Source organism: Isoptericola sp. F-RaC21 (assembly GCF_038593535.1).
Classification (GTDB): Bacteria; Actinomycetota; Actinomycetes; order Actinomycetales; family Cellulomonadaceae; genus Isoptericola.
Window position 1 is genome coordinate 917,251 of record NZ_JBCFYX010000003.1, and the last position, 12,773, is coordinate 930,023.

Genomic DNA, 12,773 nt, shown 5'->3' on the forward strand with positions numbered 1-12,773 from the left:
CCCCTGTCCCTCACAGCCGGGCCCCACCGCCTGTGCGTCGGTGCTCACGCGCATTTCACGCCTCGACGACCGGCGTCGAAACACCGCCTTCCTAGCGTCGGACCCGCTGGCCCGACGACGCGCCGGCGGTTCCAGACCACCGCCCGGCGTCGTCGGGCCCGCGCACAGGAGGACACACGATGGTTGCTCCGACCGCTGCCCCGGCCCCCGCGGCCGCGCCGCCAGGAACGCACGCCCGCCCCGGCCGCTGGATCGACGACTGGCGCCCCGAGGACCCCGCGTTCTGGGCCGGCGGCGGCCGCCGCGTGGCGCGCCGCAACCTCGTGCTCTCCGTGTTCGCCGAGTTCCTCGGGTTCTGCGTGTGGGCCCTGTGGTCGATCGTCGTGCCGCAGCTGCCCGCCGCGGGCTTCACGCTCACCACCGACCAGATGTTCTGGCTCATCGCCGTGCCCTCCCTGGTCGGCGCCACGCTGCGCATCCCGTACACCCTCGCCGTGCCGGTGTTCGGCGGGCGCACGTGGACGGTCGTGTCGGCGTCGCTGCTGCTGATCCCCACGCTGGCGCTGGCGTTCGTCGTGCAGCGGCCGGAGACGTCGTTCGGCACGATGCTGTTCGTCGCGGCGCTCGCGGGCTTCGGCGGCGGCAACTTCGCCTCCTCGATGGCGAACATCTCCTTCTTCTTCCCGGAGAAGGAGAAGGGCGCGGCCCTCGGCTGGAACGCGGCGGGCGGCAACCTGGGCACCGCCGTCGTGCAGCTCGTCGTGCCGCTGGTGATCGTCACCGGGGCGGGCATCGCGCTCGAGCGGGCGAGCCTCGTCTTCGTCCCCTTCATCGTGCTGGCGGCGATCCTCGCGTGGCGGTTCATGGACAACCTGTCGGCCGCGAAGGCCGACCCGCGCTCGTTCGCCGTCGCGGTCCGGGAGCCGCACACCTGGGTCATCTCGTTCCTGTACATCGGCACGTTCGGGTCGTTCATCGGGTTCTCCGGCGCGTTCCCCACGCTGCTGGCCGGGCAGTTCCCGGAGGTGACGCTGTCGCTCGCGTTCCTCGGCGCGCTGGTGGGGTCGGTGGCGCGGCCGCTCGGCGGCATCCTGGCCGACCGCGTGGGCGGCGCCGTCGTCACGGTGTGCTGCTACGCCGTGATGATCGTGGGCGCCGTGGGCGCGATCTCCGCGCTGGGGAGCCACCGGTTCGGGCTGTTCTTCGCGTCGTTCCTCGTGCTGTTCGTCGCGACCGGCGTCGGCAACGGCTCGGTCTACCGGATGATCCCGGCGGCGTTCCGGGTGGCCGGAGCCGGGCGCGACGTCGCCGCGACAGCCAAGGCGGCCGCCGGGTGCATCGGCATCGCGGGCGCGGTCGGGGCGTTCGGCGGGTTCCTCATCCCGCGCGGCTTCGCCGTCTCGACGTCGATGACGGGCTCGCTGGTCGCGGCGCTGTGGGTGTTCGTCGGCGCGTACGCGGTGATGGCCGTGGTCACCTGGGTGGTCTACGCGCGGCGCGGCACCGCGATGCGGGCGGCCCGGGTATGACGACGGCGGCGCGGACCCCGGTCGCGACGCACTGCCCGTACTGCGCGCTGCAGTGCGGCATGGACCTCACGCCGGCCGGCCGGCAGCCGCTGCCCGTCGCCGTGACGCCGAGGCAGTTCCCCACGAACGGCGGCGGGCTGTGCCAGAAGGGCTGGACCAGCGCGACGGTGCTGCGCGCCCCGGACCGGCTGACGACGCCGCTGCTGCGCGGGCCGGACGGCGCGCTCGCGCCGGCGTCGTGGGACGCCGCGCTGGACCTGGTCGCGAGGCAGCTCGCCGGGCTCGCGGTGGAGCACGCGGGGGCCGTGGCCGTGTTCGGCGGGGGCGGGCTGACGAACGAGAAGGCGTACACGCTGGGCAAGTTCGCGCGGGCGGTGCTGCGCACGCCGAACATCGACTACAACGGCCGGTTCTGCATGTCGTCGGCCGCCGCCGCGGGGAACCGGGCGTTCGGGCTGGACCGCGGCCTGCCGTTCCCGGTGACCGACCTGTCCGGCGCCGGCGCGATCCTGCTGCTGGGCTCCAACGTGGCCGAGACGATGCCGCCGTTCGTCCAGCACCTCGCCGGCGCGCGGGAGGCGGGCGGCCTCGTCGTCGTCGACCCGCGGCGCTCCGCCACGGCGCGCCTGGCCGACGACGGCCAGGGGATCCACCTGCAGCCCGTGCCCGGCACCGACCTCGTGGTGCTGCTCGCGCTGCTGCACGTGCTGCTCGCCGAGCGCCTCGTGGACCGGGAGTACGTGGCGGAGCGCACCGCGGGGTTCGACGACGTCACCCGCTCGGTCGCGGCCTGGTGGCCCGAGCGGGCGGAGACGGTGTGCGGCGTGCCCGCCGAGGAGCTGCGCCGGGTGGCGCGGCTGCTGGCGGCGGCGTCGCCGTCGCGAGGCGGTCGAGGTGCGTACGTGCTCACGGGGCGCGGCGTCGAGCAGTCGGCGCAGGGCACCGCGACGGTGACGGCCGCGATCGACCTGGCGCTCGCGCTCGGGCTGGTGGGGCGCCCGGGGTCGGGGTACGGGTGCCTCACCGGGCAGGGCAACGGCCAGGGCGGGCGTGAGCACGGGCAGAAGTGCGACCAGCTGCCCGGCTACCGCCGGATCGACGACCCGGCCGCCCGCGCGCACGTCGCCGGCGTCTGGGGCGTGGACCCGGCGTCCCTGCCCGGGCCGGGCGTGCCCGCCGTCGAGCTGCTGACCTCCCTCGGCACGCCGGGCGGCCCCCGCGCGCTGCTCGTGCACGGCTCGAACGTCGTCGTGTCCGCGCCGAACGCCGACCGCGTGCGTGAGCGGCTCGCCGCCCTCGACCTGCTGGTGGTGTGCGACGTCGTGCCGTCCGAGACCGCCCTGCTCGCCGACGTCGTCCTGCCCACCACCCAGTGGGCCGAGGAGGAGGGCACGATGACGAACCTCGAGGGGCGCGTGATCCGTCGGCGACGCGCCACGGACGCGCCGGGCGAGGCCCGGTCCGAGCTGTGGATCCTCGCGGAGCTGGCCCGCCGGCTGGGCTCGGGCGTCGCGTTCCCGACCGACCCCGCCGCGGTGTTCGACGAGCTGGCGCGCGCGTCCGCCGGCGGCGTCGCCGACTACTCCGGCCTCAGCCACGCCCGCCTCGACGCGCACGAGGCCGCCGGCGGCGAGGGCATGTACTGGCCCTGCCCGGCGGAGCAGCACCCCGGGACGCCGCGCGTCTTCCTCGACGGCTTCGCGACGCCGGACGGGCGCGCGCGGATGATCGCGGTGGACCACGCGGGGCCGTCGGACGACGTGCGCTCGGACGCTCCGACGTACCTGGTCACGGGCCGCGTGCTGCAGCACTACCAGTCCGGCGCGCAGACGCACCGCGTGCCCGAGCTGGAGCGGCTGGTGCCGGAGCCGTACGTCGAGCTGCATCCGTTGCTCGGGCTGCGCGTCGGCGTGCCGGACGGCGGTCGCGCCCGCCTGGCGTCCGCGCGCGGCGTGATCGAGGCGACCGCCCGCTGGACCGACGCCGTCCGCCCCGACACCGTCTTCGTGCCCTTCCACTGGAGCGGCGACGGGAGCGTCAACCGCCTCACCACCGACGCCGTCGACCCGGTCTCCGCCATGCCGGAGTTCAAGGTGTGCGCGGTGTCGGTGACGCCGGCGGCACCTGAGCCCGCCACGACGGCCGAGCCTGTCGAGACCCAGGAGGTACGGGTATGAGCCACGCACCGCACGAGGGGCTGCGGGTGCCGCACCGGGTCGTCGTCGTCGGGCACGGGATGGTCGGCGCGCGCCTCGCCGACGAGCTGTCCCGCCGCGACGCCGACGGCGCGCTCGACGTCACCGTGCTGGGCGCCGAGCCCTACGAGCCGTACAACCGGGTGCTGCTGTCGGACGTCGTCGCCGGCCGCACGGACGTCGCGGCCATCGTCATGCCGACGGTCGACGACGGCCGCACGAGGGTGCTCCGGGGCACGGTGGCGGTGGCGGTCGACCGGGACGAGCGGGTCGTGCTCGCCGACGACGGCACCCGGCATCCCTACGACCACCTGGTGCTCGTCACCGGCGCCGCCGCGCGCCTGCCCGACGTGCCGGGGCTCGGCGCCGACCCGGCGGCCCTGCCCGCCGGGGTGCACGCGCTGCGCACGCTCGACGACGCCCGCGAGGTGGTCGCCGCCACCGTGAACACCCCGCGCGCCGTGGTGGTCGGCGGCGGCGTGCTGGGCGTGGAGGTCGCGCTGGGTCTGGCGGGCCGCGGGCTGCCGACGACGCTCGTGCACGGGGCGGGCGCGCCCATGGACCGGCAGCTCGACGGCGAGGCGGGGGCCGTGCTGCGCGCCGCGCTGGAGGCGGCGGGCGTGGCCGTGCGCACGGGCGTGCGCCCGCAGGAGGTGCTCGTCGTCGGTGGTCGGGCCGTCGGGGTGCGGCTCGACGGCGCGACGACGGAGCCGGGGGAGACCCTCGGCGCCGGCCTCGTGGTCCTCGCGTGCGGCACCGCGCCCGAGACGGAGCTCGCGCGGCGGGCCGGGCTCGCCGTCGACCGCGGGGTCGTCGTCGGGCCGGACCTGGCGAGCGTCACGGACCCCCGCGTCTTCGCCGTGGGCGACTGCGCCCAGCCGCCCGAGGGGTCGCGGGGCCTCGTCGCGGAGGGCTGGGACCAGGCGCGTCGCCTCGCGGAGGCACTGGTGGCGCTCGCGGCACGCCCGCGCCCGGCGGCGCCGGTCGGGGGCCCGCGCGAGCACGTGCGACTGCCCGGCGACGGCGCGGGCCCGTCGATGGCGGTGCGGCTCGGCACGCTGCTGTCCTCGCGGGCGCCGGGAGCGGTGGCCGGCGTGGACGCCCGAGGGACCGACGTCGTCAAGGTCAAGGCCGGGCCGCTCAGCATCGTCGCGATGGGCCGGTGCGGGACCGGGCGCGCACCGGCACCGGGGGAGCGGACCGTGCGCCTCGGCGATCCCGCCGCGGGCCGCTACGTCGAGGCCGTCGTCGCCGACGGCGTGCTGGTCGGGGCCACCTGCGTCGGCGACGCGCGCGTGGCCGCCGACCTCACCGCCGCCTACACGCGCCGCACGCCCGTGCCCGCCGACCCCGCGTTCCTGCTGCTCACCCCCGTCATGCCCGCGGCGGCCGCCGCGTCGTCGCCCGAGCACATGCCCGACGACGCCACCGTCTGCCGCTGCAACGGCGTCACCAAGCACGACATCGCCGCGTGCATGGCCGACGGCGCGTCGACGAAGGACGACGTCGCCCGCGCGACGCGGGCGACCACCGGCTGCGGCAGCTGCACGGACGCCGTGTGCGGGCTGGTGGACTGGTTGCGCGCGACGCGAGCTCCGACGGACGACAGCGTCGGCTCGGGAGCGGTTGTCGGGGTGCGGGCGACGTCGTAGAGGTATCCCCATCGTCGTCCACAGATTCGAACAACTGTTCGACATGGGGGTGGGGTTCTGGTTGGCTTGAGTCATGGCACAGCAGCCCGTCTCCGTCGCAGCGCAGCATCCGTTGGGTGCTGCGTTGGATGCTGCCCTGGATGCGGCGGCGGACGCGCAGGTGGCGGTGAACGCGGCGGCGGGTCGGCGCACGGTCGCATTGGCGCGGGTGCTGGCGGCGGGGACCGCAGACGAGGGCGTGATGCTGGACCTGGGCGTGGAGTGGGTGTCGTCGGCGACGCCGGAGCGTCGCGGGTCGGTCGCGCATCGGGCGTTGGTGGCGGAGGTCGCGTGCGCGCTGGGGGTGAGCGAGCACGTCGCGCAGGGGTGGCTCGCGGACGCGGGCGTGCTGGCCGCGAAGGCTCCGGCCACGGTGGAGGCGTTGTGCGCGGGGTCGATCTCCTACCGGCATGCCGAGAAGCTGGCGGACGCGGTCGCGGACCTGCCGGCGGCGGCCGCGGCGCAGGTCGAGCAGGCTGTGCTGGGTCGGGCAGCGACCATGACGGCGGCCCGGTTCGGGGCACTCGCCCGCGCGGCCCGGGACCGGCTGCACCCCGTGCCCGCGCAGGTGCGCCGGGAGGCCGCCGCAGCGCGGGCGGACGTGTGGGTCGACGACGGCAGGGACGGGATGTCGTGGCTGACCGCGCACCTGCCGACCCCCGTGGCCCGTGCGGTGCACGACCGGTTGACCCGCACCGCCACCCGGGCCAAGACGTCCGGTGACCTGCGCGGGGTCGGGCAGCTGCGGGCCGCGACCCTGACCGCCCTGCTGCTCGACGACGCCCGATCCACGCCGGTCGAGCCTGACGAAACCACGACCGGGTGTCGACCGGCTCAACCATCGACCACGTCGGTCGAGCCTGTCGAGACCACGACCGGGTGTCGACCGGCTCAACCACCGAGCCCGCCGGATCCGCTGTCCACCCTGGCCCGAAACATCCGGCCCGTGCTGCACGTGACCGTCCCGGTCACCACGCTGACCGGCGACGGGGAATCGTCCGGCCTGTTGGACGGCACCACACCGATCGACCCGGAGACCGCCCGCCACCTGGCCGCCCGAGCCCCGACGCTGCGGCGCATCCTGACCGACCCGGTCACCGGGGCGATGCTCACCGTGGACCGCCGCTCCTACGTCGTGCCCGCAGACCTGCGCGCCTTCCTGACCCAACGCGACGTCACCTGCCGGTTCCCCGGCTGCCAGGTACCCGCCCGCCGCTGCGACCTCGACCACACGATCGCGTGGGCCCACGGCGGGGCCACCGACGCGACCAACCTCGCCTCGCTGTGCCGCAAGCACCACACGATCAAGCACGAGTCCCGCTGGCACGTCGAACAACTCGACCACGGTGTCCTGGCCTGGACCTCACCCCGCGGCCGCACCTACCTCACCACCCCCGGCACCGCCGACCACACCCTCACCCAGCTCGACGCGTGGAACCACGAGGCGGCGCACGTCATCAGCCAGGCACACCCCTCGATCACGGCAGCGCCGGATGCGCACGACGACGGCGCCAGGCCGGCGGCCCACCCGAGAGCCGACCGGGACGACGGCGACGACCCACCGTTCTGAAAGCGTGCCCGGCCAGCTTGACGGCCGCTCGACGCCGCCTACCCAGCGCGATCAGGTCTCGAAGGTGGTCGGTAGTCGGAGCGTCGCCCTCAGTCGGCGGGCGTAGGGCTGACGCTCCGCCGAGGGTACCCAGCGCGCATCGTCGTGACGCTGGTAGAGGCGGTCGTCGTGTCGACGGGGCAGTACGTGGACGTGCAGGTGCCAGACATCCTGGTCTCCGGCCGGCTCGTTGTGCTGGCGAATGGACGTACCGGCGCAGTCGTACGAGGAGCGGATGCCGTCGGCGACCTGCTGCGTGAGCTCCCAGATGCCCTGCCCGTCCTTCGGCGACAGGGCGTAGAGATTCTCGACGTGAGTCCGCGGGATCACCAGTACGCCGCCCGGGTTGGCAGGCCACCACTTCGGAGCGACACGGGCGAAGGCGTGCTCCGTGACAGCCACGATGTCGGAGGGCTGGTTCCACTGGTCGACGACGCCCCGCTGGATCCCGCAGAACGGGCAGGCGTAGCCGGCAGGCTCGTGTGTCACACGATGCGCAGCCGAGCGGCCCTCGGTCATCAGGCTCGACGCTCCGTCGGGCGCGTCCACTCCAGCGTGTAGCGGAAGAAGAGCCGCTGCCGGAATCGGGCGCCCGGCAGCACGCGGCGGGCGGTGTCGCGGACCTCGCCGTACGACTCGTCCGCGCTGCGCATCGGCACGGGCGGGGCATCGTCGGCCAGGTCGTCGTCCGCGGCGGCACGGACGACGCGCGGGTGCTTGATCATCCCGACGACGGGGTTGAGGAAGGACGAGCAGACGTCGACCACGAGGTCGCGCGGCGCTCCGATCCGCGCCAGGCCGACCACCAGCAGCCGCCCGCCGGGCGCGAGCATGCCGGCGGCGTGCCGCAGGGCGGGCTCGAGGTCCATGTGGTGCAGCGACGCGACCATCGTCACGACGTCGAACGAGCCGTCTGCGGGGACATCCTCGAACCGTCCGTGCCGCACGCTGACGCCCGGGTCGCCCGCGAACCGCGCGGCGCTCACCGCGGCCATCGCGGCGTCCGCGTCCAGCCCGACGACGGTGGCGCCCGCGCGCCGGAGGCGTTCCACCAGTGCGCCCGTGCCGCACCCGACGTCGAGCGCTCGTCGCCTGCGCCGCGGCAGCCGCCGCACGATCCAGCCGTGGAAGCGGTCGTTGTGGTTCCACGGGTGCCGTCCGTTGAGCCGGCCGAGCCACCGCCCGACGGCGCGGACCTGCGGGTTCGTCGTGGTGCGCGGATCGAACGTCGTCGTCGGCATGGACAGCGAGGGTAGCGTCACGACCGTGTCGCACCTCGTCCTGCTCTGCGGGCCCGCCGGCGCGGGCAAGTCCACGCACGCACGCCGGTACGCCGCCCAGGGCTATGCGGTCGCGTCGGTCGACGAGCTCGCGTGGGCGGCCGGGCAACCGGCGGCCCACCCGCTGCCGGACGACGTCGCCCGCCAGTTGGCGGAAGTCCTGCGGTCGCGGGTCGCGGCACTCCTGGACGAGGGTCGCGACGTCGTTGTCGACGCGTCGTTCTGGTCCCGCGCCGCGCGCGGCGAGTACCGGACGCTCGGCGCGGCCCACGGCGCGGACACCGTGGTGGTCTACGTCGAGACGCCGCGCGACGTGGCGCTGGCGCGCGTGGCGGCCCGATCGGGGGACGGCGCGCACCAGGTGCGGCTGACACCCGAGACGGCGGCCGCCTACTACGACGGGTTCGAGGTCCCGACGCCCGACGAGGGCCCGCTTGAGGTCGTCCGAGGCGGGTGACCGCGGTCCTCTCGCGGGAGATGTTTCGCGCGTGAGGCAGATGTTCCCGTGAGGTAACCGCGGCCTGACGGCGGCGACACGGCGGCTCCCTACCTTCGGGTCATGAGCAGCGAGCCCCCCACCTCAGGCGTCGCCCCCGGCGGCGCAGACCGGCGCCACGTCGTCGTCGTCGTCGGCGGCGGCATGGTCGCCCAGCGGTTCGTCGAGGCCCTGCGGGCCCGCGACGCCGCGGGCGACTGGCGGGTGACGGTCTTCGCCGAGGAGCCGCGCAAGCCGTACGACCGCGTGGGTCTCACCCGCTACTTCGAGGTGCGCGACGCCGAGGAGCTCACGCTCGGCGACCCGGCGCTGTGGGACGACCCGCTGGTCGACCTGCACCGCGACTGCGCCGTCGCGTCGATCGACCGCGCGGCGCGCACGGTCACCGACCGCCTGGGTCGCGTGCACGCCTACGACGAGCTGGTGCTCGCCACAGGCTCGAGCGCCGCCATGCCGCCCATCGACGGCAACGACCTGCCCGGCGTCTTCGTGTACCGCACCATCGACGACGTCGCGGCGCTGCGCGGCTGGGTCGAGGCGAAGCGCGAGGCGGGGCGTGTCGAGACGCGCGGCGGCGTGGTCGAGCGGCCGGTGCGCGGCGCCGTCGTCGGCGGCGGCCTGCTGGGCCTGGAGGCGGCCGGTGCGCTCAAGGCCCTCGGCGCGCAGGCGACGGTGATCCAGTTCGGCACGCACCTCATGGACGTGCAGATCGACCTGGGCGGCGGGCACGCGCTCAAGCGGCTCATCAACGACAAGGGCATCTCCGTCCGCACCGACACGGCCACCAAGGCGATCCGCCCCCACCGACGCACGGGGCACGTCGGCCGGATGGACTTCGCCGACGGCGGCCGGCTCGACGTGGACGTCGTCGTCATGGCCACGGGCGTGCGGCCCCGTGACGAGCTGGCCCGCGCGGCCGGGCTCGAGACCGGCCAGCGCGGCGGCGCCGTCGTCGACCTGACCTGCCGCACCGCCGACGAGCACGTGTGGGCGATCGGCGAGGTCGCCTGCATCGAGGGCCGCTGCCTCGGTCTGGTGGCCCCCGGCAACACGATGGCGGAGGTCGTCGCCGACCGGCTGCTCGGCGGCGAGGCCACGTTCCCCGGCGCGGACACGGCGACCAAGCTCAAGCTCTCGGGCGTCGACGTCGCGAGCTTCGGCGACGCGCACGGACGCACCGAGAAGTCGGTCGAGATCGTGTGGGCCGACCCGCTGGCCGGCGTCTACAAGAAGCTCGTCATGGCTGACGACGCGCGCACCCTGCTGGGCGGCGTCTTCGTCGGCGACGCCGCGCCGTACGCGTCGCTGCGGCCGATGCTGGGCGCCGAGCTGCCGGGCGACCCGGGCGCGTTCCTGCTGCCCGAGGGCGGCGGGGCCCCGGCCCTCGAGCTGCCCGACGACGCCCAGGTCTGCTCCTGCAACAACGTCTCGGCGGGCACGATCCGGGGTGCCGTCACGGGGCTCGACGGAGGGCCCGCCTGCACGGACGTCGCCGGCGTCAAGGCGTGCACGCGCGCCGGCACCACCTGCGGCGCCTGCGTCCCGCTGGTCACCAAGCTCACCAAGACCGAGCTGACCAAGGCCGGCGTCGAGGTGAGCAACGCGCTGTGCGAGCACTTCGAGCTCTCCCGCGCCCAGCTCTTCGACGCCGTGCGCGTGGCCGACCTGCACACGTTCAGCGAGATCATCGCCCGCTTCGGGCGGGTGGCGGACGGCGCCGACCCGTCGGCCGGACCTGGCCGCGGCTGCGACATCTGCAAGCCCACCGTGGCGTCGATCCTCGCCAGCCTCGGCAACGGGCACATCCTCGCGGGCGAGCAGGCCACGCTGCAGGACACCAACGACCACATGCTCGCGAACATGCAGAAGGACGGCACGTACTCGGTCGTGCCGCGCATGCCGGGCGGCGAGGTGACGCCGGAGGGGCTGATCGTCGTCGGTCAGGTCGCCAAGGACTTCGGCCTCTACACCAAGATCACCGGCGGCCAGCGGATCGACATGTTCGGCGCGCGGGTCGAGCAGCTCCCGGAGATCTGGCGGCGGCTCGTGGACGCCGGCTTCGAGTCCGGGCACGCGTACGGCAAGTCGCTGCGCACCGTGAAGTCGTGCGTCGGGTCCACGTGGTGCCGGTACGGCGTGCAGGACTCCGTGGGCATGGCCGTCGAGCTCGAGCTGCGGTACCGCGGCCTGCGCTCCCCGCACAAGCTCAAGCTCGGCGTCTCCGGCTGCGCCCGCGAGTGCGCCGAGGCGCGGGGCAAGGACGTCGGCGTCATCGCCACCGACCAAGGCTGGAACGTCTACGTGGGCGGCAACGGCGGCCAGACCCCGAAGCACGCGCAGCTCCTCGCCGAGAACCTCAGCTCCGCCGAGCTGCTGCGCACCATCGACCGCTTCCTCATGCTGTACATCCGCACCGCGGACCGGCTGCAGCGCACCGCGCCCTGGGTGGAGGAGTACGAGGGCGGGCTCGAGGCCATCCGCCAGGTCGTCATCGAGGACTCCCTCGGCATCGGCGCGGACCTCGACGCCGCGATGGCACGGCACGTCGAGGGGTACGAGGACGAGTGGAAGGCCGTGCTCGAGGACCCCGAGAAGCTGGCCCGCTTCGGCTCGTTCGTCAACGCCCCGACCACGCCCGATCCCGCCCTCGCCTACGTGCCCGAGCGCGGGCAGAAGCGCCCGGCCACGCCCGACGAGATCGCCGGAGGCCTGGCCGACCCGGTCCTCGTCGCCGGCCCCACCCTGGAGGTGCGCGCATGACCGCCCTGACCCCCGCGACGTCCGGCCCCGCGCCCGCCGTCGTCGACGGCCCCGGCTGGACCGCCGTCTGCCCGCTGGACGCGCTGGCCCCCGAGCGCGGCGCCGCCGCCCTCGTCACCGGCTCGGACGGCGAGGAGCTGCAGGTGGCGCTGTTCCGCCTGCTCGACGGCACGGTCTGCGCCGTGCAGCAGCTCGACCCGTTCTCCGGCGCGAACGTCATGTCGCGCGGCATCGTCGGCACCCGCGGCGGTACGCCCACCGTGGCGGCGCCGGTGTACAAGCAGGTCTTCGAGCTGCACACGGGCCGCTGCCTCGACGCGGCGGGCAAGGAACCGCGCGCGGGGCTGGCGGGGGACCTGGCGTCGTTCCCGGTGGTCGTGTCGGGCGGCGTCGTGCACGTGGGGATCGGATGACGACGCCCGGCGCGGCCCTCGGCCGCGTCACCCTGGTCGGTGCCGGGCCGGGCGCCGCCGACCTGCTGACCTACCGCGCCTGGCGCGCGCTGACCGCGGCGGACGTCGTCGTCACCGACCGACTGGTGCCGCGCGAGGTGCTCGACGACCTAGACCCCGGCGTCGAGGTGGTCGACGTCGGCAAGACGCCCGGCCGGCACACGCTGCCGCAGGAGGAGATCGACGCGCTGATCGTGGCGCGCGCCCTCGCCGGCCAGCACGTGGTGCGGCTCAAGGGCGGCGACCCGTTCGTCTTCGGCCGCGGCGGCGAGGAGGTCGCGACCTGTCGCGCCGCCGGGGTGCCGGTCGAGGTGGTGCCCGGGGTGTCCTCGGCGCTCGCCGCACCCGCGCTGGCGGGGGTGCCGCTCACGCACCGCGGCACGACGACGGCCTTCCACGTCGTCACCGGGCACACCCGCGACGGGGAGGCGCAGCTCGACGACGTCTCGGTCGCCTGCGTGACGTCCCGCGCCGCGACGCTGGTGGTGCTCATGGGCGTGGCCGCGCTGCCCGGCATCGTCGCCCGACTGCTGGACGCGGGCGCGGCCCCGGACACCCCCGTCGCTATCGTGGAGCGAGGTTCGCTGGCCGACCAGCGGGTCACGCGCGTCGGGCTCGACCTCGCCGCCAAGCGTGCCGAGGAGGTCGGGGTCTGCGCGCCGGCCGTGGTCGTGATCGGCGACGTGGCCCACGAGGAGCTGCTGGAGGTCGCGCGTGACGCAGGAGGATCCGCAGGGCGGAGCGGTGGCTGACGCCGCCAC

General features: G+C 75.1%; 10 protein-coding genes. 8 read left to right on the plus strand and 2 right to left on the minus strand.

The features are described from left to right. Nucleotides 1-179: 179 nt before the first annotated feature. The 4 genes from AAG589_RS14580 to AAG589_RS14595 all read left to right on the plus strand — a co-directional run bounded on the left by AAG589_RS14580 (nt 180) and on the right by AAG589_RS14595 (nt 6,985). Nucleotides 180-1,529: an MFS transporter gene (locus AAG589_RS14580; protein ID WP_430567955.1), complete on the plus strand. Its 1,350-nt coding sequence runs from the start codon at nt 180-182 to the stop codon at nt 1,527-1,529. Continuing rightward, a complete protein-coding gene (locus tag AAG589_RS14585; RefSeq protein ID WP_430567956.1) occupies nt 1,526-3,706 on the plus strand; it encodes a molybdopterin oxidoreductase family protein in 2,181 nt (726 codons plus the stop codon). Before AAG589_RS14580 ends, AAG589_RS14585 begins: the two co-directional genes overlap by 4 nt. Continuing rightward, a complete protein-coding gene (locus AAG589_RS14590; protein WP_430567957.1) occupies nt 3,703-5,376 on the plus strand; it encodes an FAD-dependent oxidoreductase in 1,674 nt (557 codons plus the stop codon). The genes AAG589_RS14585 and AAG589_RS14590 overlap by 4 nt, the downstream gene beginning before the upstream one ends. 73 nt (nt 5,377-5,449) lie before the next feature. Further along, entirely contained in the window at nt 5,450-6,985 is a 1,536-nt protein-coding gene (locus tag AAG589_RS14595) for an HNH endonuclease signature motif containing protein (RefSeq protein ID WP_430567958.1), read from the plus strand. A gap of 51 nt (nt 6,986-7,036) precedes the next feature. Here AAG589_RS14595 and AAG589_RS14600 read toward each other — a convergent pair whose 3' ends face one another. Continuing rightward, nucleotides 7,037-7,543: an HIT family protein gene (locus AAG589_RS14600; protein WP_430567959.1), complete on the minus strand. Its 507-nt coding sequence runs from the start codon at nt 7,541-7,543 to the stop codon at nt 7,037-7,039. Then, nucleotides 7,543-8,265: a class I SAM-dependent methyltransferase gene (locus AAG589_RS14605; RefSeq protein ID WP_430567960.1), complete on the minus strand. Its 723-nt coding sequence runs from the start codon at nt 8,263-8,265 to the stop codon at nt 7,543-7,545. Before AAG589_RS14605 ends, AAG589_RS14600 begins: the two co-directional genes overlap by 1 nt. A 25-nt stretch (nt 8,266-8,290) precedes the next feature. On the opposite strand from AAG589_RS14605, the gene AAG589_RS14610 reads away from it, so the two are divergent. The 4 genes from AAG589_RS14610 to cobA all read left to right on the plus strand — a co-directional run bounded on the left by AAG589_RS14610 (nt 8,291) and on the right by cobA (nt 12,764). Then, on the plus strand, nt 8,291-8,761 hold the full coding sequence (locus AAG589_RS14610) for an AAA family ATPase (RefSeq protein WP_430567961.1): 471 nt from the start codon (nt 8,291-8,293) through the stop codon (nt 8,759-8,761). A gap of 102 nt (nt 8,762-8,863) precedes the next feature. Next, entirely contained in the window at nt 8,864-11,560 is a 2,697-nt protein-coding gene (gene nirB / locus AAG589_RS14615) for a nitrite reductase large subunit NirB (protein WP_430567962.1), read from the plus strand. Then, complete coding sequence (locus AAG589_RS14620; RefSeq protein WP_430567963.1) at nt 11,557-11,973, plus strand: nitrite reductase (NAD(P)H) small subunit; 417 nt, start codon at nt 11,557-11,559, stop codon at nt 11,971-11,973. The genes nirB and AAG589_RS14620 overlap by 4 nt, the downstream gene beginning before the upstream one ends. Then, nucleotides 11,970-12,764: a uroporphyrinogen-III C-methyltransferase gene (gene cobA / locus AAG589_RS14625; RefSeq protein WP_430567964.1), complete on the plus strand. Its 795-nt coding sequence runs from the start codon at nt 11,970-11,972 to the stop codon at nt 12,762-12,764. Before AAG589_RS14620 ends, cobA begins: the two co-directional genes overlap by 4 nt. Nucleotides 12,765-12,773: the final 9 nt, after the last annotated feature.